This is a genomic window from Photobacterium japonica, from assembly GCF_050337005.1.
Taxonomy (GTDB): domain Bacteria; phylum Pseudomonadota; class Gammaproteobacteria; order Enterobacterales; family Vibrionaceae; genus Photobacterium; species Photobacterium japonica.
The window spans coordinates 110,334-134,110 of record NZ_JAKJSN010000015.1 but is presented as its reverse complement, the minus strand read 5'-3'; the positions used below and the strand labels follow the sequence as shown (position 1 = coordinate 134,110).

Below are 23,777 nucleotides of genomic sequence, written 5' to 3'. Positions count from 1 at the left end.
CCATAGCGTTATGGACCCACCTGATCCCATGCCGAACTCAGTAGTGAAACGTAACAGCGCCGATGGTAGTGTGGGGTCTCCCCATGTGAGAGTAGGACATCGCCAGGCTTTAAACTTAAGATACTTGTTCTGAACGACAGGTGTCGGATAAAGAGAAATCTTTATCTCCGTGTGGAGCGGTAGTTCAGTTGGTTAGAATACCGGCCTGTCACGCCGGGGGTCGCGGGTTCGAGTCCCGTCCGCTCCGCCACTTATACTAAGCCCGAGTCGAAAGATTCGGGCTTTTTTACGTCTGTTGCTTGTTAAAAATGGGCTCTGTTCAGTGTTTAAGTGTAACGTAAGCGCCTAATTAACCCCACATTCTGTTATCCATGAATACTTGGTATTGATATAGCTCCCTCATTAGCGGAGCTATATCATGACTCGTGAAGAAAGAAATGCCCTCTGGAATGAACGCTTACAAAACCAAAAGGAAAGCAGTCTGACCATTGCTACCTGGTGTGAGCAGAACCAAATCGCCCAGTCGCAGTTTTATTATTGGCAGAAAAAACTCACGTCTTCTGTGCATGAGCCTGATAGTGTCGTGGTAGCGCTTTCGATGCCGTCATCTTTGACAACTTTGGTGATTGAAACGCCCAATGGTTACCGGATCTCAATCAATGATGCATCGGCAATCACACTGTTGCCGTAACTCATCAAGTGCTTATCATGATCACTGCACCGACAGGCAATGTTTACCTGGCCACCGGGAGCACAGACATGCGTAAATCCATCAATACATTAGGGCTGTTGGTTGAGGATGTGCTGGAACACAACCCTGTGGGACCGCACTGGTTCGTGTTCTGTAACCGCCGTCGTGACAAACTGAAAATTTTGCAGTGGGATACTAATGGGTTCTGGCTCCATTATCGTCGGTTGGAAAACGGCAAGTTCCAGTGGCCTCGGCACCCGCAAGATACGGTTGCGATGGAAATTACGGCCAGGCAACTGCGGTGGCTGCTTGATGGTCTGAATTGGCAAAATGCCGTAGCTCACCAACCCATAAATGGGTTAAATATCTCGTAAAAACAGTGAACTAATACAGTAAAGCTCGCTGTTTTTACTATACTTTTAGTATTCAAAAGGAACTTGATAAGCCCACGGGCATTACCCCATAAATCCAGGCCTACATCAACAGCCTCGTTCAGAATGTCAGCCAAAAATACGAATCCCACATTGCCGAAATGTGGGAGCAGTTCCGGCTGGCACAAGCTAAACGTTATCTGCCGCAAAGTGAGAAGTTCCCTGCACAGGGTAGCCTGTTTAATGAAGCCGAATCACTGACAGATAGCGAGCCATCCAACGATGAGCCGGAAATGGAAACCGTGACCTACACGCGCAAACGTGGTCGCAAGCCCATCAACCCGGATTTACCCCGTGAGGTCATTGAGTACGATTTACCGGAGGATGAAAAGACCTGTTCGTGCTGTCAGGGTAAACTGCATGCCATCGGTGTTGAAACATCTGAACAGCTCGAGATCATCCCCAAGCAAGTCAAAGTACTGCGTCATGAACGCAAGAAGTATGCGTGCCGCCATTGCGAAAATCATGGCGAAGGCAGCAAAATCCTCACCGCCTCACCGCCTCACCGCCTCACCGCCTCACCGCCTCAATGCCCCGGCAACCGCTTCCTGGCAGTATCGCCACGGCGGGCACCCTCACTACTGTGGCGGTAAGCAAGTATGCCGATGGCCTGCCGCTATACCGTATCGAAAAAGAGTTGGCACGAGTGGGTGTTGATATCCAGCGAACCACACTGGCGAACTGGATGATAAAGACCGCCGAACTACTCTCACCGATTTACCAAGCCATGCGCAGGGCGTTGCTCAAAGAGCCGGTTATCCATGGTGATGAAACCACACTTCAAGTATTGAAAGAACCTGACAAGAAAGCCCAAAGTCAATCATATCTCTGGGCTTACTCCAGCCCCGAACATAGCCTTACACCGGTAGTGCTGTTCGAATACCAGCCGGGCCGGGTACATACTTACCCCAAGGTTTTCCTTGATGGTTACGCAGGTACCATCATGACTGATGGCTATTCAGCTTGGCGGATACTAGACAATATGACCCATCTTGGTTGTTGGGCTCATGCCCGACGTAAGTTCAAGGATGCACTCGACTTAAGCCCGAAAAAATCGGGCCAAGCCAAGCAGGCACTGAGTTATATCCAAAAGTTGTATGCTATCGAAAAGAAAGCCCTGTCCTTTTCGGCAGCCGAAAGGCACGCCATGAGGCAAAGAAAGTATTCCTATACTTGGAGCCTTCCACGATTGGCTGAATAAGGCAGCAGCCAAACTACTTCCCCTGAGTCCAATGGGAAAGACGGTGAGTTACGCGCTCAAACAATGGGTCTACCTTGAAAAATACGTTGATGATGGCAAATACCCGATAGACAACAACCGAGTCGAGCGTGATATCCGTCCGGTCGCCACCGACGTGGATCCTTATGCATATCGGCGTCATGTCCTGACAGTGCTCCCACAGAGAGAAGCAGGGTGTGATGCCAGTGATCTCTTGCCTTATAGCAATACGCCTGTCCAATAGCTAGGTGGGTGGGAACACCCGCTTACGTTTTATAAGTGCTCTTTTATTGTATTAAGTGCTTGTTGGATTGCTTCTGGGGGCAACTTCCCTTCTTGGATAAAACGCACTTTACCCGCTTTATCTAAAATAATGATAGCTGAGCTTTCTTTTGCTAATTGCCATTTCGATTGTGCAACGCCATTTGCATCAAGCACCATCGCAGACCAAGAAAATTCACGCTTACTGTCTTCAGCTGACGATTTTACAAAACTACCGGTACCCCAAATAGTATCATCTTGATTGATGATCGTCGTAGTTTGGTATTGCTCTGCAGGGAATTGCGCGGCGGTAATAGCTGTCATCAACTCTGCATTCATCGCTTTAGCGGCACTGCGGCCAGCAATGGCTTGGATTACACGCGTTTTCCCGGCAAGAGAAGCACTGTCCCACGGTTGGTAGGTGAGTGTTTCTTTGTTTAGGGTAATTTCGCCTTTATCAACAATGGCAACGTGCGGTAATGGTTCACCGATGGTGAGATTATGTGCAAAAACAGTACTAGGCAGAAGGGCACTCAGCAAGGCCACAACAAGCTTATTATTCATTGGTTTTTCCATGTTTTAATCATCTTTTGTTTTTCAATATTATCCTCGATAAGGTCTGCGAGACTGGTTTTACCAGTGTGGCGTTTTATTGCTTTTGATGACGGTAAAAATCCATATTGGGTAACAGCGTGAGGTATTGGTGCAAAGTTTGCTTTGATCTAAGCGTGATCTTGATGACTGATGATTTAATCAAACGATTTGGGCCCACGTGATGAAAAGTCGCAACCAGTGTGCAACCAATAACGCCTTTTCCGGTCTATAGAACCATAGAAGGTCAGAGGGAGACGATAATGCTGAGAATTTTTAAACAGTATCGACCGAACCAAGTTGCCCGTTATGTGAAAAGTTACTTCCGTGGTCGGGTGTTTATTACCGGCGTTGGTGCCTTTGAATTTGACCGTGGTCGGTTATTGCCACCGAAGCGACAAAGTAAAAAGGCACTGAATGTTTTCTCTGAAGTGAATAAAGAAATTCAACACCTTGCTGTGGAATGGATGTAGCTACTCTGGTGGCATGCAGATGCCCGTGCCGCCAAGGCCACAATAACCCTGTGGGTTCTTGGCCAGATACTGTTGGTGATAGGTTTCTGCAAAGTAAAATGTCCCCGCAGGTACAACGTCAGTGGTGATTGGCGCTGTGAGAGCAGTCTGGTAACGTTGTAGGCTGCTGAGTACTTGTTGATGCTGCACCGGTGAATGGGTAAAAATGGCGGAGCGATATTGCGTGCCCACATCATTACCTTGTCGCATGCCCTGTGTTGGATCATGGCTCTCCCAAAATAGGGTAAGTAACCTATCTAGCCCAATCAGATTGGGATCGAAAATGATCCTCACCACTTCGGTATGTCCTGTTAATCCGGTACAGACTTCCTGATAAGTGGGGTTGGGCGTAAAGCCACCACTGTAACCTACTGCAGTACTGTATACGCCTGATTGTTGCCAGAATAATCGTTCAGCCCCCCAGAAGCAGCCCATCCCGACAGTGAGCACTTCCATGCCTGCCGGAATGTTATCGTTTAAGACCGTACCATTTACGGCATGTACTTCGCTAGGAATGATAGGGGTAGCTCTACCGATGAGGGCTTGGTTGGCATCTGGTAATGTCGATTTCTGCGATGACATGGTAACGTCCTTTTTGCTGTGTCATGTCCTTCCAAGGTAGAGGAAACCTGAAGGAGATTCAACTTCCTTGTTTTTTCCCGTAAAAGGTTGGCAGTTAAGGCGGCGCTTTGTCAGAATTAACCATGCTGAAATAAATAATAATGATGCGCTATTGGTGAAGAACACAGTCCATGAAGAAAGTCATATTGCGGTCGACCATCGCCGCTTTAGTGTTGTCAGTTGCTGTTCCCGCAATGGCGAAAACCACACTGAAAATTACAGGATTAAAAGGAAGTCTGGAGGACAATGTTGAAGCGTATGTTTCAGCGATCCCCAAACAAGATTACAACACGTCTCTGCGTTTTCAAGAACAGCTTGAGAAAGAGATTCGTGACGCCTTAAAAGCGTTGGGGCGTTACAACCCGACACTAACTTTTAGCGACAAAGCTGATGGTAAAAATCACCGCCTGACCGTGAAGGTCGACCCCGGCCCGAAAACCATCATCGTGAAAAGTGCCATTACATTAACGGGGATGGCTAAAGACGATCCTGACTTTATTGAGTTGGTGCGTGGTAGTGGGCTTGGGTTAGGGAAAACGTTAAATCACGGTAAATATGAAGCGTTGAAATCGTCGCTCAGTAGTTTAGCGCTGCGTAAGGGTTACTTTGATGCCGAAATGGCTGAGAGCAAGATGGAAGTGGTACCGAGTCGTAACGAGGCTTTTATTACGCTCACCTATGCTTCCGGTCAACGCTACAATTTCGGGATGACCCAGTTTGAAGGAAGTCAGATCGAGCTTGATCGCCTGTCATCATTAGTGCCTTATGAAGACGGTGACCCGTATTTAGTTTCTTCTCTGGGTGAGTTTAATCAGCGTTTGTCGAATGTCGGTTGGTTCTCCTCCATCTTTGTGGGTGGCGATTCAACCAAGCTTCAAGACGGGAGTATTCCGATTGATGTGGTGGTGACACCACAAGTGAAAAATCAGGTAGAAACCGGTATTGGCTACTCGACGGATGTCGGGATGCGTTTGAAATTGAATTGGCGTAAACCATGGTTGAACAGCAAAGGCCACAGCCTGAGTGTGAAGACTGAAATATCCAAGGTGCAGCCTAAAATTGAGGCGGCTTACAAAATTCCCCTTGATGATGTACTTAACGATTACTATCAAGTGATCGGTGGGATCCGCTATGTCGATAATCACGACACAATCAGTACCGAATACAACATCGGCTTAGAGCGTCACTGGCGCTTAGAATCAGGTTGGAAACGGATCGCCTCTGTTCGCTGGTTATATGAAGACTACAAACAGGGGAGCTCTGAAACTGGTGTGCTTTCGATGATCATTCCTGGGATCAGCTATGATAAAACCCGATTACGCGGTGGTGCGATGCCAACGTGGGGGGATAAACAGCTGATCTCCATTGAATATTCCGATCCGGCTTTAGGGTCCGATACGCGATTAGCCCGTTTACGAGGGCGTTCCGCGTGGATCCGCAGCATTGGTGAGAATCATCGCGGCTTGGCGCGAGTCGATGCGGGGGCGGTGTTTGCTGATAATCTGGAAGATATTCCGCCTTCTATGCGTTTCTTTGTTGGTGGTGACAACAGCTTACGTGGTTATAGCTACCAATCGGTGGCCCCTCGAGACAGTGAAGGAAAATTGCTGGGGGGGAAATACATGGCGACCTCGACTTTAGAATATCAATACCGGGTATACGGGGATTGGTGGGGCGCGGTGTTTTATGATTACGGTGCTGCGTGGAACGATACCCCTGAATGGCTGGCGGGTGCCGGTGTCGGGGTGCGCTGGGCTTCCCCTGTTGGACCTATTCGCCTTGATTTTGCATGGGGCTTAGAAAAAGAAACCGATAAGTTCCAGATTCACTTCATTTTAGGGCCTGAGATATGATTTGGGTAAAAAGACTCTCGCTTGCGCTATTAGCCCTGCTTCTGGTGTTGGTCTTGGCGGTTGCCGCGTTGTTGTATACCCCTGCTGGGATCAAAGTGGCGTTGTGGGGGGCGGAGAAAGTACTGCCAGCGCTCTCGGTCGGGAAAAGCCAAGGGAGCTTGTTGACCGGTTTTTCGTTGCAAGATGTGCGTTATCACGACGCGTTAGTGGATCTTGATGCCAAGCGTCTGTCTCTGATACTCGATGATCACTGCCTCTTGACGCCGGCTGTGTGTGTGTCGGAATTGGCGTTAGAGGGCATGCAATTTTCGATGCCTGCTTTACCGCCATCAACGGAACCTGCGCCCACCGATAACACGCCGATGGCGACGATCAATTTACCTATCCCAATCAGCGTTGATCGTTTGACGCTTAACGATATTCAGTTGGATATTTTAGGCAATCAGGTTGCATGGCAGCACTTCTCAACGGCTGCGACGATGTCGGGAGATACCCTGACCCTGAAACCGACGGTATGGGACACCATTACCTTGGCGTTAGCCCCTGCCGATGAGACACCTGCTACAGCTAAGAAACCCTCCCAGAAGAAAGACGCTGCCACAGCGCAGCCGATCACCTTACCCGCAGTGACGTTACCGCTTGCGGTGAATGTTGAGCGATTGACGGTGAAAGATTTCACGTTATCCGGTGAAACACCGCAAACGGTGAAACTGCTGGATGTGGTGGCCTCTGCCCGCGACAGTGATGTGACGGTAAAAAGCCTCGTGCTGGATGTACCGCAAGGAAAGCTGGATGCAAATGCCACTGTTACATTAACTGGCGAATATCCGTTGTCATTGGCCGCCAAAGCCGATATCGCGTTAGCCCCATTGCAAGGCCATCACTTGGTGTTGGATGCGTCAGGCAGTGTGGCGCATTTGGTTTTGGATGCAACGCTCAAGGGGACGCTAGATGCCGCATTGTCTGGAAAGTTGTCGCCGTTAGATCCCGAGTTACCGTTTGATTTGGCTTTGAACAGCCAGCACTTGCAGTGGCCGATTGCAACGAAAGCAGATTTTACGCTTGATAAAACACGGCTAAAAGTGAAAGGGGATTTATCCGCATTCCGTTTTGATCTCAAAAGTCAGATTGACGGGCAACCAATGCCTGCCGTTGGTGCAGCACTTACAGGCAAAGGTAGCCTATCGCATGTTGAGTTAACGCAATTAGCCTTGGATACGCTCGGTGGGAAAATCACCGGTAGCGCCCGGGCTAATTGGAAGGACTTAGTCAATTGGCAAGGCACATTAGCGTTTGAACACATTCAGCCAGGACTGGAATGGAAAGAGGTGCAAGGGGACCTCAGTGGCCAGCTAACCACATCAGGAGGATTAACCCGCAAAGGTGGCTGGTATGTCGATCTGCCTCAATTGATGGTTGATGGCACGGTCATGGATCAAGCCTTAGTGCTGAAGGGGCAACTGACCGCCAGTGATAAAACAGGCAAAGGTAAGTTGGCTTTAGCCACTGATGGTCTTTCCTTGCAGCATGGACCGAATGGTCTGACCGCGCAAGGCAAGCTCACCAATACCTGGGACATGACGGCGGAAATTAAAGCGCCTGATCTCAGTAAGTCGGTGCCAGGCTTGCGTGGTCAGGTTGCGGGTAAGGTAGCGCTTAGTGGCAAAATGGCCGAGCCGGATCTGGCCATTGACTTGGTGGGGCGGGCGATGGGATGGGAAGATCTTGCYACACTGGAACAACTTAGCTTGAAAGGCATTGTTCATCCGTTACCACAGATCCATGCTGATATTCAGCTGAATGCGGCTGGCGGAAAATATGACACGGTGAGCTTGAAAACCTTAGCCATGGTATTCAAAGGCACCGAGCAACAGCACAGTTTAACGCTTGATGTGGATGCCGAACCTGTCAGTACGATGTTGCGTTTAACCGGTGCACTTAACCGTGATATCGGATGGAAAGGCGCATTAACATCGGGAGAGATCGGGACCGATATTGGCCCTTGGCGATTAAACCGTCCTACCGCGTTAGGGTATCAATTTAAGACGCAGTTAGCGTCGGTTGCTGCCCATTGCTGGCAGCAAGGTAAAGCTTCCCTGTGTTTAACCAAGGATTTGGAGGCCGGCACCAGCGGGCATGCCAATGTGGCCATCAATCATTTTGATTATGGTTTGATTGCCAAATATCTGCCGGAGCATATCACCCTTAAAGGGGAAGTGGGGGCGACCGCAGAAGCCACATGGGCGCCGCAATCCGCCCCTTATGTGAAAGCCAATGTGCGTATGCCTGCGGGGGCGTTGACTCAGGAAACCTCAACCGAGGCGGAGCCACTGCAAGTGGGATGGGACAGCGTTACCCTGAATGCCGAGATGAAACAGGACGTACTGAATGCCGACTGGTTGGTCGCCGTTCGCAATAACGGTGACTTGAGTGGTCGTGCAACGGTCACACAACTGACGGGCGATAAGCAGTTAGCCGCGAACCTGAAGCTCGACCGTTTCATGCTCGATTTCCTCAAACCGTTGTTGATGGATTACCACACCTTTTCGGGGCAAGTAGATGCCAATCTCAACCTATCTGGCCCAGTGATGCACCCCGCGGTGGAAGGCTTGGTGAAAGTTACCAAAGTGAAAGCGATTGGTCGAACGGTGCCGTTGGATGTCGAAAAAGCGGATATTATTGCGACGTTCAGTGGCTACCAAGCCAAATTGAACGGTGAAGTGATCACGCCTGACGGCAAGTTGAACCTCACTGGTGACGGTGATTGGCAAGACTTGAAAGCATGGAAGAGCCAGTTGCGCGTCAACGGACGGGAACTGGAAGTCAGTGTTCCGCCAATGCTCGCGGTGAAAGTGAGTCCAGATTTGACCATTAAAGCGACCCCACAGTTGGCGGAAGTAACGGGAAGCGTTGCGATTCCGTGGGGGCGGATCACGGTCGATCAATTGCCAGAATCGGCAGTCGCGGTGTCGAAAGATGAAATTTTGCTGAACAATCAATTGCAACCGGTCGCGGCAGAGAAACCGATCCCGTTTACCCTGAAAACTAACGTATTGGTGAAGATTGGCGATGATGTGAAATTGTCAGCCTTTGGCTTGAATGCCGGATTGGTGGGCGAAGTGAATGTTCGCCAGAACAAGAAAGGCCCATTGGTATACGGTGAGATTAATCTGCGTAATGGTACCTACCGGTCGTTTGCGCAAGAGTTGGTGATCCGGAAAGGGCAAATCTTGTTTAACGGCCCAGCGGATCAGCCGTATTTATCGATTGAAGCGATCCGAGATCCGGACAATATCGAAGACGATGTAATTGCCGGGATCCGCGTGACAGGGCCGGCCGATAAACCTAAGGTCGATATTTTCTCTGATCCGGCGATGCCACAGCAAAATGCTCTATCGTATATTTTGCGCGGTAAAGATCTCGACAGTGAGTCGGGTGACAGCAGTGATGCTATGACGACCGCCTTGATCAGTATGGGCTTAGCACAAAGTGGCCAACTGGTGGGCAGCGTCGGTGAAGCCTTTGGTGTGCAAGATCTGGCGTTAGATACGGCAGGTTCAGGGTCTGATTCACAGGTCACGATCAGTGGCTATATTGCACCGGGTTTACAGGTGAAATATGGCGTGGGGATCTTTGAATCGATAGGGGAATTTACGGTGCGATACCGCCTGATGAAAGGCTTGTATGTTGAGGTTGTATCTGGTCTCGACAGTGCCGTCGACTTGCTCTATCAATTTGATTTCAATTGATCCTAACGTGAAGGGCTCAACCTCGATGTTGGTTTAGCGCTCATTCTAAGAGGTAGGGGGCACGCAGATCATGGTTTCTGCGTGCCCTTTTTTATAGGCCGCGATAGAGTAGCGAGTGATAGTGAATGAAGGATATCGGCTGGCAATGAAGGATAAGGAGAGAGGCATGCTGATCTTTGCGTATGGCACGTTACGCGCGGGGGAGAGTAACGCACAGGTATTAACTGGCGCGCAGTGGCGAGGAGCGTGTCGTTTGCCAACAGGCTATCGGTTGTTTGATTTGGGGGACTATCCAGCCGCAGTTGAAGATTCGGCAGAAAGAGGGCTATCCGGTGAGGTGTATGCCATTACCTCCGCGCACTTAGTGGCGCTGGATATCTTGGAAGCGTATCCCGATGAATATGATCGTGTGCCCGTGATGACCCCGTGGGGAGAGGCATGGATATATTTGTATAACGGCTCATTGATTGGCGCACCATTGATTGAGAGTGGTGATTGGTGTCAACGTGCGCGCTAGTAAGGAAATGCGTAGGGACTGCTATTTAGGTTGGCTCTTCAGCAGGGTTTGATAACTTTCCCCGTTATAAATGCGGGTATAGCCTTGTTGTTTTAAGACGTGTTCTGCTAACCCCGCGCGGTGACCTGAGCGGCAATACAGGAAAATAGGCTGCGACTTATCGGGTGCGAGGGTGGCTAATTGTGCGATCTTATCGTGAGGGATATTGATCGCATTGGGCAGATGCCCTGCAATAAACTCTTGGTGGGAGCGAACATCCACTAACAAGGGCTTTTCTGCCTGTAGCTCGTGATGGTATTGCCAGAAGTGCGTGGGTGAAACGACATCAGCCAATGCGGCACCTGAAAACAGACAGACAGAAAACAGGGCGGCAGTAACAAGGCGTTGCATGGTGTCATCCTCATTGAAGTGTTCCCAAGCGGTGAGCTTGGGAACCATATATTATTTACTTTTCTTGGGCGCGTTTGAACGAATCCATAATTTCTTGTTTCGCGGCAGCGGCATCCCCCCAGCCTTCCACTTTAACCCATTTACCCGCTTCAAGTTCTTTATAGCGCTCAAAGAAATGGGTAATTTGTGCTTTCAGTAGTGCAGGGAGGTCATCGACATCTTGAACATGATCGTATTCTTTTGTCAGTTTCGAGTGCGGCACCGCCACGACTTTCGCATCTTCCCCTGATTCATCACTCATCTTGAGCACGCCAACCGGACGACAGCGGATCACTGCACCGGGTACCAATGGGTATGGTGTTGGTACCAGTACGTCGACCGGATCGCCATCGAGCGACAGAGTGTGGTTTACATAGCCGTAGTTGCAAGGGTAAAACATCGGGGTCGACATAAAGCGATCAACAAACACCGCACCGCTATCTTTGTCGACTTCATATTTGATCGGATCCGCATTCGCGGGGATTTCAATGACGACATAGATATCTTCTGGGATGTCCTTTCCTGCTGGTACCTGATTCAGGCTCATGATCTCTTCCTTTTGTTGTGATTAACGAAATGTGAGTGACTTTGAAACATAATACCAACATCGTTAATTCTTTGTCTAATCCCCCCGCAAGATGATCCATCACCAGCGAGGGAATATTATCCTGTTTTAGTCTTCGGGAAATTCCGCTAAAAAGGCCTTAACCTGATGTACCATCGTGGGAGATCCGACAAAGAAGGGGACGCGTTGGTGTAATTCTGTCGGGTTAATGTCCATGATGCGTTGTTGCCCATCAGAGGCTTCTCCACCGGCTTGTTCAATCAAAAACGCCATCGGGTTGCATTCATACAGCAGGCGTAGTTTGCCGTTGGGGTGTGTCGCGGTACTTGGGTACAGGTAGATCCCGCCTTTGAGCAAATTGCGATGGAAATCGGCCACGAGTGAGCCAATGTAGCGCGATGTGTAAGGGCGACCTTCTTCCGGTACGTTTTCTTGGCAATACTTGATGTATTTTTTCACTCCAAGCGGAAAGCGGATGTAGTTTCCTTCGTTAATGGAGTAAATCGATCCGGTTTGTGGGATCGTCATCCCTTCATGGGACAGGCAGAACACCCCTAAGGATGGGTCGTACGTAAAGCCATGTACGCCATTTCCTGTGGTGTAGACCAGCATCGTGGATGATCCATAAATGATGTAACCCGCTGCGACCTGTCGGTGGCCGGGTTGGAGGAAGTCTTCTTGTGTCGGTGGAGTGCCGACAGGGGAAACGCGGCGGAAGATGGAGAAGATGGTACCGACAGAGACATTGACGTCGATGTTGGAGGATCCATCCAGGGGATCCATCAGTACCACGTATTTGGCATTGCGGTTGAGTTCTTTGTTGAAGGTGACCGCTTCATCTTCTTCTTCACTGGCGACCCCACACACTTGGTCACGGGCTTCGAGGGCGGCTTTGAATTTATCGTTGGCGTAGACATCCAGTTTCTGTTGTTCTTCGCCCTGAATATTCTCCCCGCCGACCGCACCAGTAATATCAACCAAACCGGCTTTGTTGATCTCGCGGTTGACGATTTTCGCCGCCAGCTTGAGTGAGCCGAGGAGCGATGATAATTCACCGCTGGCATGGGGGAAGTCATTCTGTTTTTCGACAATAAATTCGCCAAGGGTTTTCATCTCGGACATATACAATCCTTGCATCCTGTTGTCATAAGAGTGAATAACTCAGGTACAATGTTATGTATTGACAATTTGTGTACCCAAGTGGGAACGGCGCGTCTTTATAGCGTATCGCCTATTTGTATATAAAGAATTGTATATAAAGATCTTTTTTATGGTAACGAAGTAACGCAGAAGCGTGAAATCATCAAATTATTATTGAGTGAGCCGATTGTTATGCATATCCATATTCTAGGTATTTGCGGCACATTTATGGGCGGCGCGGCAGTTCTGGCACGTCAACTGGGCCATAAAGTGACGGGCTGTGATGCCAATGTGTACCCGCCAATGAGCACCTTGCTTGAATCTCAAGGTATTGAAATTATTCAAGGATATGATCCGTCTCAGCTGGATCCTGCGCCGGATCTTGTCGTGATCGGTAATGCCATGAGCCGCGGTAATCCTTGTGTGGAGTATGTGCTCAATCATAACTTGCGTTATACCTCTGGCCCGCAATGGCTGCAGGAGTTTTTGCTGCATGACCGCTGGGTGTTAGCGGTGGCGGGGACGCACGGTAAGACCACCACGGCCAGTATGCTGGCGTGGATCTTAGAAGATTGCGGCTATCAGCCGGGTTTCCTTGTCGGGGGCGTGCTAGGCAACTTTGGTGTCTCAGCTAGACTGGGCGAAAGCATGTTCTTTGTGGTCGAAGCGGATGAATATGACAGCGCTTTTTTTGACAAGCGTTCAAAGTTTGTTCATTACCACCCACGCACGCTGATCATGAATAATCTGGAATTTGATCACGCGGATATTTTTGATGATCTCACCGCCATTCAGCGTCAGTTCCACCACCTCGTCCGTACGGTGCCGGGTAATGGTCGTATTTTTGCACCGAAAGGCGTGCCTGCGATTGATCAAACGCTGGCAATGGGCTGTTGGAGTGAGCTGGAATTCATGGGTGAGGATGGACACTGGCAGGCGAAAAAATGTGATGATGCCGGCAGCCGTTTTACCGTGTCCTTGAATGGTCAAGTCGTCGGTACCGTCGATTGGGCGTTGATTGGCGATCATAATGTTCATAATGCATTGATGGCGATCGCTGCGGCGCGTCATGTGGGTGTAACGCCGGATCTCGCCTGTGAAGCCTTGGCGACGTTCATCAATACCAAACGCCGCCTTGAGTTGAAAGGTGAGCACAATGGTATTCGTGTGTATGACGATTTTGCTCACCATCCGACAGCGGTTGAACTGACCTTGGGCGGTTTGCGTGCCAAAGTGGGTACATCGCGTATTTTGGCGGTATTGGAGCCTCGTTCCAATACCATGAAATTGGGGGTTCATAAGGCAGACTTAGCGCCTTCGTTAGCGGCAGCCGATGAAGTTTTCATTTATCAGCCAGATACGATCCCATGGTCGGTGGATGAGATTGCTCAGCAGTGTACTCAGCCAGCCTATACGGATGATAATTTGGATGCGCTGGTGGCCAAAATTGTGGTCGCGGCACAGCCTGGTGATAACATTTTGGTGATGAGTAACGGTGGCTTTGGTGGTATTCATGGCAAGTTGCTGACGGCTTTGGAGGCGGTCAGTGCGTGATCAAGGCCAGAAAGAAACCGATAAGCGTATTACGTTAGCCTGGACGGGGGCCTCTGGTGCGCCTTATGGGTTGCGTTTACTCGAGTGTTTGCTCGCTGCTGACTATCAGGTGTACTTGTTGATTTCATCAGCCGCCCGTGTGGTGCTGGCAACCGAGCAGGGTTTGAAGTTGCCGTCGGGCTCTGATGCTGCACAACAGGCTTTGATTGCCCATTTGGGGTGTGATCACGGGCAGCTGATTGTTTGTGGCAAAGAAGATTGGTTCTCACCCGTCGCCTCAGGCTCGGCGGCGCCTAAGCAAATGGTGATCTGCCCGTGTTCTGCGGGTACTTTGGCGTCAGTGGCGCATGGTATGTCCGATAATTTGCTGGAACGCGCTGCTGATGTGGTGATGAAAGAGCGCGGGCAATTGTTGCTGGTGGTCAGGGAAACCCCGTTTTCGACCTTGCACCTAGAAAACATGCTTAAGCTCTCCCACATGGGTGTGACCATCATGCCGGCCGCCCCGGGGTTTTATCACCAGCCGCAATCGATTGAAGACTTGGTCGATTTTATGGTGGCGAGGATCCTCGATCATCTGGGTGTATCTCAAGGTTTAGTGCCTCGCTGGGGATACGATCACCGTCAGTGATCCCCCCTCCGATCTTGAAAAAAGCCCGCATTGCGGGCTTTTTTTGCGCGCGCTACACGGTAGGTGTCAGTCCTCGTGATTGCCGTCATCATCATTATCGTCGATGTCGGCCTCAACGGGTGGCTTGATGATCAGTACATTGATGGGGGAGTTTTCGATGACTTTACCTGTCACGGAACCCAGTAGAAGGTGATCGAGGGTGGATCGTTGATGGCTGGGCATGATGATGAGATCAGCCCCAATGCGTACGGCATGCTCGACAATCGTGGTCCAGACTTTCCCCTCGCACACACATTGATGGTGAACAATTTCTGGTGGTATGTGCGTGTCAGCAAATGCCCTGAGTTGTTGCTGAGTCTCTTGCAGTATTTGTCGTGCGGCATCTTTAGGGAAGTAACTTGATACCATGGCAAGGTGAACCCCAGGCAGTACGGTGAGCAAATGGATCGTGGCATGACTTTGTTTCGCCTGCCAGACGGCCATTTGCATGGCTTTTTCGGTAAACCCCGGTTCATTAAGATCTATGGGCACTAAGAGTTGTTTATACATAGGGATCGTTGCGCTCCTTGATGAAAGAAGAAGGCTACGTATAGTGTATATCGCTTGGGTGGATACTGCTTGTTTCTGCCGAGACGGAAGGTGACGGCGCATATAAGGAACGGTAGCCAATAAAAAAGCCCTTTCGTGAGAAAGGGCCTTGAAGGTTGGTGTGAGAGAGGGAAGGCTCCGTTGTCAGAGGTGACCGGCTTGGCGTGCTCGTCGACGTTGATTCCAACCCAGCGCGGTCAATATCAACAAGGTAGGCACAAAGACCCATTCCTTCATCGGTCGCGCGGCAGGTAGACTGACGGTGGTAATTTCCCAGTCAAAGTCGATCCCCGCTTTTTCGGCCGAACTGTCAAACGCCACCATGTCGACCAGCATTTTCTCGCCTTCTTGACGCAGCATCAGTCCGGTAGAGGCGATACGATCTTCTGGGGTGATCGCGGCTTCGTCGAACGGTAACCGGACATGTTTACTGACCATATTGCCTTCTAAGTTTTCCCCGCGCACGCGTAACGCCAGCGGTTGGCCAATACTGAGTTTATCGGCTGCATCACTGATCAGTGCGCCCGGCATATCATGCTGTGGCGGGTAGACTTTATCCCACCAGAAGCCCGGTCTAAACAAAGTAAAGGTGATCAACAAGAGCGCGATCACTTCCCACCATTTGGTTTTGGTAAACCACCATCCTTGTGTGGCGGCGGAGAACGTTAGCATTGCAATGATGGCAGACAGAACGGTCAGCGCGAGGTGCCACCATGAGTCGATATTCATCATCAATAATTGCGTGTTGAAAATGAACATGAACGGCAAGATCGCGGTCCGGATATCATACGTAAAACCCTGAATACCGGTTCGGATCGGATCGCTTTTTGCTATGGCAGCGGCGGCAAAAGCCGCTAACCCCACTGGCGGCGTATCATCGGCGAGGATCCCGAAATAGAACACAAACAGATGCACCGCAATTAATGGGATGATCAAACCGTGTTGCGCCCCCAGTGTGACGATAACCGGTGCCATTAGGGTGGAAACCACGATATAGTTCGCCGTGGTCGGTAATCCCATGCCAAGGATCAAACTAATCAATGCCGTGAACAGCAGCATCAACATAATATTACCGCCGGAGATGAACTCGACAAACTCGGTCATCACCAAACCAATTCCGGTTAAGGTGACGACGCCGACCACAATCCCCGCGGCGGCGGTGGCCACACCGATGCCGATCATATTGCGCGCACCTGTCACTAAACTTTCCAGTAAATCCACGCCGCCGACTTTTGTTGCCTGCCACAGTGACATTTCCTGATTAAAGTAGGCCATTAGCGGGCGTTGAGTCAGCAGAATGAAGATCATGAACACGGTGGCCCAGAAGGCTGACAGTCCTGGTGAGAAGCGTTCGACCGTCAAGCACCACACCAGCACCACAATCGGTAGCAAGAAATACAGACCGGATTTGATGGTGGGGCCGGGGTCTGGCACGGTGGTGATGTCAGCGTTGGGATCTTCTAAAGTATGATCTTGGTAGTTGGCGGAGATCTTCACCAAGATCACATAAGCGATCAAGATCACCCCGGCAATCATGGGAGTCGCCGCCGCACCGAAGACATCTTTGGTCCAGCCAACACCGTAGTAAATGATGGCACTGAGCACGACAAGCCCGACCAAGGTGGTGGCAAAAGAGAAGAGGTTTTGAGTTATTGTTGGTGTGTAACGGCGTTTAAGCCCCTGCATACCGGCTTTGCAGGCTTCCAAATGCACGATATAAATCAGGGCGATATAAGAGATTAACGCCGGTAGTAAGGCGGCTTTGATCACTTCGACATACGAGATCCCGACATATTCGACCATCAAGAAAGCGGCGGCCCCCATGATGGGGGGCGTGAGCTGGCCGTTTGTCGACGCGGCCACTTCAACAGCACCGGCTTTGGTGCCAGGAAAGCCGACCTTCTTCATCAGGGGAATGGTAAAGGTGCCGGTCGTGACCACATTGGCAATCGATGAGCCAGAGACCAGCCCCGATAACCCGGATGCCACGACGGCCGCTTTAGCGGGGCCGCCTCGCATGTGGCCAAGCAATGAAAAGGCCACTTTAATGAAGTACGCCCCGGCGCCTGCACGCTCTAACATCGCGCCAAAAAGTACAAATAAAAACACAAACGAAGTCGATACACCGACGGCGATACCAAATACGCCCTCGGTGGTGAGCCACAGGTGCGACATGGCTTTGTTTAAGCTTGCACCTTTGTGGGCAATGACGTCCGGCATATGCGGGCCGCCAAAGGTGTAGAGTAAGAAGACGACAGCCACGACCATTAACGGCGGGCCTAACGCTCGGCGCGTGGCTTCTAACAGCATGATCATGCCGGTGACAGCGACAATAATATCGAGTTGGGTCGGGGCGCCCGAGCGATCCGCCAGCTCGGTATAAAATACATAGAGATAAGCAGCAGAAAAGCTGCCGGCAAACGCCAGCATCCAATCAAGGACAGGGATGCGATCGCGCGGTGATCGTTTCAGCGCTGGGTAAGCAGTAAACGCGAGAAAGACTGCAAACGCTAAGTGAATAGAGCGGGCTTCGGTGTCATTGAGCACCGCGAAATTAAAAATAAACGGTAATGGCGAGGCATACCACAGTTGAAACAGTGACCAGCACAGGGGCACTATCCAGAGAATACGACCAGCCAATCCGTGCGGGCTCCTTGCCCCGGTATCGGCCTGTGCCACCATATCCTGCACGTCTGTCGACGAGGAAGTTGTCTTCGTCATGCATTATCCTTCTTTGATGGGCGAGGGAGTGAAGCGTGGTTGCGGATAGGAAAAACAGCATGCGCCACGTGTGGGCGCATGCGACAGTGTGAAATGAGGATCGTCGGCCTTACTTAAGGTAACCGGCTTCCTTGTAATATTTCACTGCCCCCGGATGAAGTGGGATAGACAGACCGTCTTTCACCATGTCTTCCGGCTTCAAGTTGGCAAATGCAGGATGAAGGCGTTTGAAGGTGTCAAAATTCTCAAAAACGCCCTTCACTAACGCGTAGACCACGTCATCCGGCACATTGGTTGAAGAAACCAGTGTAGCCGCCACACCAAAGCTGTTTACTTCATCGGTGGTCCCTTTGTACATGCCGCCCGGTACGGTGCTCTTGGCATAGTACGGGTTATCTGCCACGATCTTATCGATAGATGCGCCAGTGGCAGGGATCAGTTTGGCATCACACGAGGTTGTCGCCTCTTTGATGGATCCATTCGGGTGACCCACCACGTAGACAAAGGCGTCAATTTTGTTATCACACAAGGCTTGCGAACGCTCAGACCCTTTCAGCTCAGAGGTCAGTTTGAAGTCTTTGTTGGTCCAGCCCATGGCCTCCATCACGACGCCCATGGTGGCACGGTCGCCAGAACCCGGGTTACCGATGTTCACGCGTTTGCCTTTCAGATCAGCCACGCTATTAATGCCGGAATCGGCACGGGCGATGATATTGAACGGTTCGGCATGTAGAGAGAATACCGCGCGCATGTCTTTGTATGGGCCCTGTTTTTCAAACTTACTGGTACCGTTATAGCCGTGGTACTGCCAGTCAGACTGCACGATACCGAAGTCGAGTTCACCGGCACGCATGGTATTAACGTTATAGATAGAGCCACCGGTTGATTCCACCGAACAGCGAACGTTATGGGTTTTACGGTCTTTATTGACGAGCTTACAGATGGCGCCGCCTGTCGGGTAATAGACCCCCGTGACCGAACCGGTGCCAATGGTGATAAAGTTTTGCGCGTTAGCCATGCCGGCTGTCATCATTGCGGCGGCGAGTGCGCTGGCTGTCATCAATTGCTTTAGTGCCATAGTGGTCCCTTCCTGATTATTGTTATTCCTAGAGCCTTGCGTTTTTATCGTGCTTATCGCTATCGCATGTACCGTTTGTTCAGAGCAAAAATAGCGACGATGAAAAAGGCTTATCTACCAAGGTAGTACACATTTCAGCGAATAAGATGATACCAAAGATAAGTGAGAAGTTTAAAAGTTTGTTAATGCAAAGAGGGGGTAAGGCATAAGGGGGGATTTATTGGATCGAGTGTGGCATGCAGTGTTTATGCTTTTAAATCATGGGGTTGTTTGTTATCGAGGGGAGAAGGAAAAGATTGTTTGATTGTGATCAGTCTCTCACTAATACCAGACAGTCGTGCGCAAGGGCAGAAAAGGGCTGTCTGGCATTAATGCACAAGTAAATAATTATTTACTGTAGTCAAATAATTCACATACCGAGTCGAACAGATCTTCCGTTGAAATGCTGTTCGTTGGCGTGATGAAAATGGTGTCATCACCCGCGACTACACCCAAGATCCCTTCAGCTTTACCCAAAGAATCCAATAGGCGTGCAATCACTTGTGCGGCACCTGGACCGGTGTGGATCACAACCAATGCACTGTTATAACCGATTTCCATCACCAACTCTTTCAGTGGGCTGCTGGTCGTCGGAACACCGAGCTCCATAGGCAGGCAGTACACCATCTCCATTTTGGCGTTGCGGGTACGCACAGCGCCGAATTTCGTCAGCATACGCGAGACTTTAGATTGGTTGATGTTATCGAACCCCTGGGCCTTCAGCGCATCGACAATTTCGCCTTGAGAGCTGAATTTTTCTTCTTTTAGAATGGCTTTGAACGCTTTGACTAAGCGCTCTTGTTTATCTGAATTTCGCATAAGTAAATTTCATGTACAGGGACGAGGGGGGTATTCTGGCAAACCTTTGGGCTGCAAGCAAACGGTGTTCCAATAAACTGGTGCATGTGTCACCCAAATCGCGTGCTTAAATGCATAAATATGATCTTTTATGCAAGTCGCAAAATGCCTATTGGTCAAGTTTATAGCGGGAAATGTTATACGGATGTAGCACATTTAATTCATAGTCATGCGTAATATCGCAAAGCGTGCGGCATATGATTGTATTTGACTGTGGCTTCCTATAACGTTTGATCTAGCCGAAATATGAAATAATTATTAATTCAAATTAATAGTTATTTCATATGATTAGGTCTGAAAATTATATATCTATACTTCTATCGTAAAGGAGAACGAACATGAAAGTTGCTGTAATTGGTGCGGCTGGTGGTATTGGGCAGGCGTTGGCATTATTGCTAAAAAACCGTCTCCCTGCTGGTTCTGATCTGGCGCTGTATGATATTGCCCCAGTAACACCGGGTGTAGCGGCTGATCTTAGCCATATCCCAACCCCTGTCTCGATCAAAGGTTATGCCGGTGAAGATCCAACGCCTGCATTGGAAGGTGCGGATGTTGTTTTGATCTCTGCAGGTGTGGCGCGTAAGCCTGGTATGGATCGCGCGGATCTCTTTAACGTGAACGCAGGGATTGTAAAAGCCCTAGCAGAAAAAATTGCTGTTGTATGTCCAAAAGCATGTGTGGGCATCATCACGAACCCAGTCAACACAACGGTAGCCATTGCTGCTGACGTACTAAAGAAAGCCGGTGTGTATGACAAGCGTAAGCTGTTCGGTGTGACGACACTGGATGTGATCCGTTCTGAAACGTTCGTGGCAGAGCTGAAAGATTTGGATCCAGGCCAAGTGAGCGTACCTGTGATTGGTGGCCACTCTGGCGTAACCATTCTGCCATTGCTATCGCAAGTAAAAGGCGTGGAATTTACGCAAGAAGAAATTGAAGCACTGACACCACGTATTCAGAATGCGGGTACGGAAGTGGTAGAAGCGAAGGCGGGTGGCGGTTCAGCGACACTGTCTATGGGTCAGGCGGCATGCCGCTTTGGTCTATCGCTTGTGCGTGCACTGCAAGGCGAAACCGGTCTTGTTGAGTGTGCGTATGTTGAAGGTGACGGTAAGCATGCCCGTTTCTTCGCTCAGCCTATCCTATTGGGGAAAGAAGGGGTTGAGGAAGTGATGGATTACGGTCCGCTTAGCGCGTTTGAGCAAGCGGCACTGGAAGGCATGCTAGAGACCTTGCACGATGATATCGAGAAAGGCGAAGCGTTTGCTGTGAAGTAAGTGAACGATAAATAGAAGAGAAAAGCGGACACCTTGAGTGGCCGCTTTTTTTTGTGTCGTATGATAAATAGCAGCGTGGCTAATAATAGCTATCGCAGCCATTATGAAGCTGAGGTTGGTCGACAAGATCATCACAGCAAATACTGACGCGACGATGATCATGGCGTTTTTCAATGATCGCCGTGTTGTGATCTTGATCTACCTCCACCACTTCCGCGATTCCTTGCTGATGTTCCACCCACATTCCCGGCTTAAGATCTTTCGCTTGCATGGTCACCTCCCGTCACGATCCTAATGATCGTTTTGTGTCTCTTTATATAGCGTAGCGTGGTTTTCGCTATGGCAAGGAACGTATGACGGGGCAGAAAAGATCAAAAAAGCCTGCGTATAAACGCAGGCTTTTGGGGGCCAAGAGATCACCATCGGGATGATCCGAACGGTATCGCGTGCTGGCTTATTTGTTTCGATGCACTGCCAAATGGGCAAGGGCAATCAATGCTGTCTTGTAATCGCTCTCAGGCAAGCAAGCGAGGCTTGCAATGGCCTTCTCTGCTTCTTCTTCAGCGCGTTGCTGCGTGTAAGCCAGTGAGCCGACGTCGTGCATGCAGGCGAGGATAGGCGCAAGCTTATCAAGCCCGTCACCCTGCTCAATCGCTTCGCGGATCATGGCTTGTTGTTCGGCATTACCGTGTGCCATGGCATGCAATAGCGGCAGGGTCGGTTTGCCTTCTGCTAAATCATCGCCCACATTTTTGCCCATCTCGTCACCGTCAGCGGTGTAATCCAAGACATCGTCGATCAACTGGAAGGCAGTCCCTAAGTAACGGCCGTAGTCTTGCAGTGCGGTTTCGACGTCTTGTGGTGCGTCGACAAGGATCGCGGCGATCTGCGTCGCGGCTTCAAACAGGCGGGCCGTCTTTGAGTAGATCACCTGCATGTAGTTATCTTCGGTGGTATTAGGATCATTGCAGTTCATTAATTGCTGCACTTCTCCTTCGGCGATCACATTCACCGCTTCACTCATGATATCAAGGATCCTTAAAGATCGTAGGCTCGTCATCATTTGGAAAGAGCGGGTGTAGATATAATCGCCCACCAGAACGCTGGCGGCATTGCCGAACATGGCATTGGCGGTAGCTTTACCGCGGCGCATATCGGATTCATCCACAACGTCATCGTGTAGCAGTGTTGCTGTATGGGTAAATTCGATAAAAGCGGCCGCTGTGGTGTGCTTATCGCCGTCATAGCCCAGCGCACGCGCCGCCAAAACGGCCAGCATTGGACGTAGGCGTTTGCCTCCACCGCTGACAATGTAGAAACCGAGTTGATTGATGAGGGCGACATCTGAGTTCAGCTGCGCCAGTATCTTCGCGTCAACCTCTGCCATATCACTGGCAGTGAGCGCTTGGATAGCTTTGAAATCCATTGTACATCCAGCAAAAATAGTGCGCCGGTAATTCGGCGGAATTTTGAGCGAGCTGACTGATCATCAAACGCGAGGCCATTCGTGGATGAATGTGTCATCGTGCGACTTAAGTGCAGGGCACACAAGGCTTAAGCCTTGTCGGAAGCAGGATGTCAGCGCCTTGATTTGTTAATCAGTAGCTAAAATTAATTATCGAATATTACACTAAAAGCGCGCAATCTTCATAACCTCGATTGTGTTTAAATCAGTGAGTTTTATTCCTGAGCACCTTTTCACCAATTTTCTTTGCACAATCACTTGCCAGAAGATCTGTTTTCACGTAACATTCGCGCCCTATTGATGACAAGATTAAGCGCATACCCATTGCCCAAAATTTACGTGGCAAATGGCCTATGCGGACAAGCGGAGTAAGACATGTACGCTGTTTTCCAAAGTGGTGGTAAACAACACCGTGTAAGCGAAGGCCAAACCCTACGCTTAGAAAAGCTAAACGCTGAAACTGGCGCTAGCATTGAATTCGACTCAGTACTTCTAGTAGCTAATGGCGAAGAAGTAACTGTAGGCGCACCTTTCCTGGCTGGCGGTAAAGTAACTGCTGAAGTAGTTACTCACGGTCGTGGCGATAAAATTAAAATCGTTAAGTTCCGTCGTCGTAAGCACTCTCGTAAGCAAGCGGGCCACCGTCAGTGGTTCACTGAAGTCAAAATTACTGGCATCAGCGCTTAATAACAGGAGAATTTAAAGATGGCACATAAAAAAGCTGGCGGTTCTACTCGTAACGGTCGCGATTCAGAAGCTAAACGCCTAGGTGTTAAGCGTTTCGGTGGTGAATCTGTACTTGCAGGTAACATCATCGTTCGTCAACGTGGTACTAAGTTCCACGCTGGTACTAACGTAGGTTGCGGTAAAGACCACACTCTATTCGCTCTAACTGACGGTAAAGTTAAGTTTGAAGTGAAAGGTCCTAAGAACCGTAAATTCATTTCTATCGAAGCTGAATAATTCAGTCTCGACATAAATGATAAA

23 protein-coding genes, 1 tRNA gene, 1 rRNA gene and 1 pseudogene are annotated in these 23,777 nt (G+C 49.9%); 15 read left to right on the top strand and 11 right to left on the bottom strand.

Features of this window, described 5'->3' with window-relative positions:
* From rrf to tnpC, 6 genes and pseudogenes are all read left to right on the top strand, one after another.
* Positions 1 to 108 (top strand): 5S ribosomal RNA (gene rrf, locus L4C36_RS06905); the annotation flags it as partial.
* A 65-nt stretch (positions 109 to 173) separates the two neighbouring features.
* Positions 174 to 250: transfer RNA gene (locus L4C36_RS06900), tRNA-Asp, on the top strand.
* A gap of 168 nt (positions 251 to 418) precedes the next feature.
* The gene (gene tnpA, locus L4C36_RS06895; protein ID WP_428477058.1) at positions 419 to 691 is read left to right on the top strand and encodes an IS66 family insertion sequence element accessory protein TnpA; all 273 of its coding nucleotides are present in this window, start codon (positions 419 to 421) and stop codon (positions 689 to 691) included.
* A 17-nt stretch (positions 692 to 708) separates the two neighbouring features.
* Positions 709 to 1,065, top strand: coding sequence for an IS66 family insertion sequence element accessory protein TnpB (tnpB, locus tag L4C36_RS06890; protein WP_428477057.1), 357 nt, complete (start codon positions 709 to 711; stop codon positions 1,063 to 1,065).
* A gap of 158 nt (positions 1,066 to 1,223) precedes the next feature.
* Positions 1,224 to 1,715, top strand: a complete 492-nt coding sequence (locus tag L4C36_RS06885) for an IS66 family transposase zinc-finger binding domain-containing protein (protein WP_428477056.1) — start codon at positions 1,224 to 1,226, stop codon at positions 1,713 to 1,715.
* Positions 1,649 to 2,585: pseudogene (gene tnpC, locus L4C36_RS06880) on the top strand (IS66 family transposase); the annotation flags it as partial. The gene L4C36_RS06885 and the pseudogene tnpC, both read left to right, overlap by 67 nt.
* Positions 2,586 to 2,614: 29 nt before the next feature.
* Here the strand turns inward: tnpC and L4C36_RS06875 are convergent.
* Entirely contained in the window at positions 2,615 to 3,166 is a 552-nt protein-coding gene (locus L4C36_RS06875) for a YtfJ family protein (RefSeq protein ID WP_428477061.1), read from the bottom strand.
* 290 nt (positions 3,167 to 3,456) lie between these two features.
* Between L4C36_RS06875 and L4C36_RS06870 the strand changes: the two genes are divergently transcribed.
* Positions 3,457 to 3,666, top strand: a complete 210-nt coding sequence (locus L4C36_RS06870; protein ID WP_428477055.1) for a DUF1107 domain-containing protein — start codon at positions 3,457 to 3,459, stop codon at positions 3,664 to 3,666.
* Here the strand turns inward: L4C36_RS06870 and msrA are convergent, their stop codons facing one another.
* Positions 3,667 to 4,287 carry a peptide-methionine (S)-S-oxide reductase MsrA gene (gene msrA, locus L4C36_RS06865; protein ID WP_428477054.1) on the bottom strand — a complete coding sequence of 207 codons (621 nt, stop codon included), beginning with the start codon at positions 4,285 to 4,287 and terminating at the stop codon, positions 3,667 to 3,669.
* A 170-nt stretch (positions 4,288 to 4,457) separates the two neighbouring features.
* On the opposite strand from msrA, the gene tamA reads away from it, so the two are divergent.
* The 3 genes from tamA to L4C36_RS06850 all read left to right on the top strand — a co-directional run bounded on the left by tamA (position 4,458) and on the right by L4C36_RS06850 (position 10,445).
* Positions 4,458 to 6,179: an autotransporter assembly complex protein TamA gene (tamA, locus tag L4C36_RS06860; RefSeq protein WP_428477053.1), complete on the top strand. Its 1,722-nt coding sequence runs from the start codon at positions 4,458 to 4,460 to the stop codon at positions 6,177 to 6,179.
* Entirely contained in the window at positions 6,176 to 9,928 is a 3,753-nt protein-coding gene (tamB, locus tag L4C36_RS06855) for an autotransporter assembly complex protein TamB (protein ID WP_428477052.1), read from the top strand. The genes tamA and tamB overlap by 4 nt, the downstream gene beginning before the upstream one ends.
* Positions 9,929 to 10,094: 166 nt before the next feature.
* Positions 10,095 to 10,445: a gamma-glutamylcyclotransferase family protein gene (locus L4C36_RS06850; RefSeq protein WP_428477051.1), complete on the top strand. Its 351-nt coding sequence runs from the start codon at positions 10,095 to 10,097 to the stop codon at positions 10,443 to 10,445.
* 21 nt (positions 10,446 to 10,466) lie between these two features.
* Here L4C36_RS06850 and L4C36_RS06845 read toward each other — a convergent pair whose 3' ends face one another.
* The 3 genes from L4C36_RS06845 to fbp all read right to left on the bottom strand — a co-directional run bounded on the left by L4C36_RS06845 (position 10,467) and on the right by fbp (position 12,561).
* The gene (locus tag L4C36_RS06845) at positions 10,467 to 10,835 is read right to left on the bottom strand and encodes a rhodanese-like domain-containing protein (protein WP_428477050.1); all 369 of its coding nucleotides are present in this window, start codon (positions 10,833 to 10,835) and stop codon (positions 10,467 to 10,469) included.
* Between the two features lie 55 nt (positions 10,836 to 10,890).
* Positions 10,891 to 11,421 (bottom strand): inorganic diphosphatase, encoded by a 531-nt coding sequence (gene ppa, locus L4C36_RS06840; RefSeq protein ID WP_428477049.1) that lies wholly within the window; start codon positions 11,419 to 11,421, stop codon positions 10,891 to 10,893.
* 126 nt (positions 11,422 to 11,547) lie between these two features.
* A complete protein-coding gene (gene fbp, locus L4C36_RS06835) occupies positions 11,548 to 12,561 on the bottom strand; it encodes a class 1 fructose-bisphosphatase (RefSeq protein ID WP_428477048.1) in 1,014 nt (337 codons plus the stop codon).
* 210 nt (positions 12,562 to 12,771) lie between these two features.
* Here fbp and mpl point away from each other — a divergent pair, with 210 nt between their 5' ends.
* Together mpl and L4C36_RS06825 are read left to right on the top strand one after the other, a co-directional pair.
* A complete protein-coding gene (mpl, locus tag L4C36_RS06830; protein WP_428477047.1) occupies positions 12,772 to 14,133 on the top strand; it encodes a UDP-N-acetylmuramate:L-alanyl-gamma-D-glutamyl-meso-diaminopimelate ligase in 1,362 nt (453 codons plus the stop codon).
* Positions 14,126 to 14,764 carry a flavin prenyltransferase UbiX gene (locus tag L4C36_RS06825; RefSeq protein WP_428477046.1) on the top strand — a complete coding sequence of 213 codons (639 nt, stop codon included), beginning with the start codon at positions 14,126 to 14,128 and terminating at the stop codon, positions 14,762 to 14,764. Before mpl ends, L4C36_RS06825 begins: the two co-directional genes overlap by 8 nt.
* A 66-nt stretch (positions 14,765 to 14,830) precedes the next feature.
* On the opposite strand, the gene L4C36_RS06820 is transcribed toward L4C36_RS06825, so the two are convergent.
* The 4 genes from L4C36_RS06820 to argR all read right to left on the bottom strand — a co-directional run bounded on the left by L4C36_RS06820 (position 14,831) and on the right by argR (position 20,009).
* Positions 14,831 to 15,313, bottom strand: a complete 483-nt coding sequence (locus tag L4C36_RS06820) for a universal stress protein (protein WP_428477045.1) — start codon at positions 15,311 to 15,313, stop codon at positions 14,831 to 14,833.
* Between the two features lie 183 nt (positions 15,314 to 15,496).
* Positions 15,497 to 18,073, bottom strand: a complete 2,577-nt coding sequence (locus tag L4C36_RS06815; protein WP_428477044.1) for a TRAP transporter permease — start codon at positions 18,071 to 18,073, stop codon at positions 15,497 to 15,499.
* Positions 18,074 to 18,182: 109 nt separating this feature from the next.
* Positions 18,183 to 19,151: a TAXI family TRAP transporter solute-binding subunit gene (locus L4C36_RS06810; RefSeq protein ID WP_428477043.1), complete on the bottom strand. Its 969-nt coding sequence runs from the start codon at positions 19,149 to 19,151 to the stop codon at positions 18,183 to 18,185.
* Between the two features lie 387 nt (positions 19,152 to 19,538).
* Entirely contained in the window at positions 19,539 to 20,009 is a 471-nt protein-coding gene (gene argR / locus L4C36_RS06805; protein ID WP_428477042.1) for a transcriptional regulator ArgR, read from the bottom strand.
* Between the two features lie 377 nt (positions 20,010 to 20,386).
* Here argR and mdh point away from each other — a divergent pair, with 377 nt between their 5' ends.
* Positions 20,387 to 21,325, top strand: a complete 939-nt coding sequence (mdh, locus tag L4C36_RS06800) for a malate dehydrogenase (protein WP_428477041.1) — start codon at positions 20,387 to 20,389, stop codon at positions 21,323 to 21,325.
* A 79-nt stretch (positions 21,326 to 21,404) separates the two neighbouring features.
* Here mdh and L4C36_RS06795 read toward each other — a convergent pair whose 3' ends face one another.
* Both L4C36_RS06795 and ispB read right to left on the bottom strand, forming a co-directional pair.
* Positions 21,405 to 21,596 carry a hypothetical protein gene (locus L4C36_RS06795; protein WP_428477040.1) on the bottom strand — a complete coding sequence of 64 codons (192 nt, stop codon included), beginning with the start codon at positions 21,594 to 21,596 and terminating at the stop codon, positions 21,405 to 21,407.
* Between the two features lie 183 nt (positions 21,597 to 21,779).
* Entirely contained in the window at positions 21,780 to 22,751 is a 972-nt protein-coding gene (gene ispB / locus L4C36_RS06790) for an octaprenyl diphosphate synthase (RefSeq protein ID WP_428477039.1), read from the bottom strand.
* Positions 22,752 to 23,165: 414 nt separating this feature from the next.
* On the opposite strand from ispB, the gene rplU reads away from it, so the two are divergent.
* Positions 23,166 to 23,477, top strand: coding sequence for a 50S ribosomal protein L21 (gene rplU, locus L4C36_RS06785; protein ID WP_428477038.1), 312 nt, complete (start codon positions 23,166 to 23,168; stop codon positions 23,475 to 23,477).
* An 18-nt stretch (positions 23,478 to 23,495) separates the two neighbouring features.
* The gene (gene rpmA / locus L4C36_RS06780) at positions 23,496 to 23,753 is read left to right on the top strand and encodes a 50S ribosomal protein L27 (RefSeq protein ID WP_428477037.1); all 258 of its coding nucleotides are present in this window, start codon (positions 23,496 to 23,498) and stop codon (positions 23,751 to 23,753) included.
* The last annotated feature ends 24 nt before the right edge of the window (positions 23,754 to 23,777 follow it).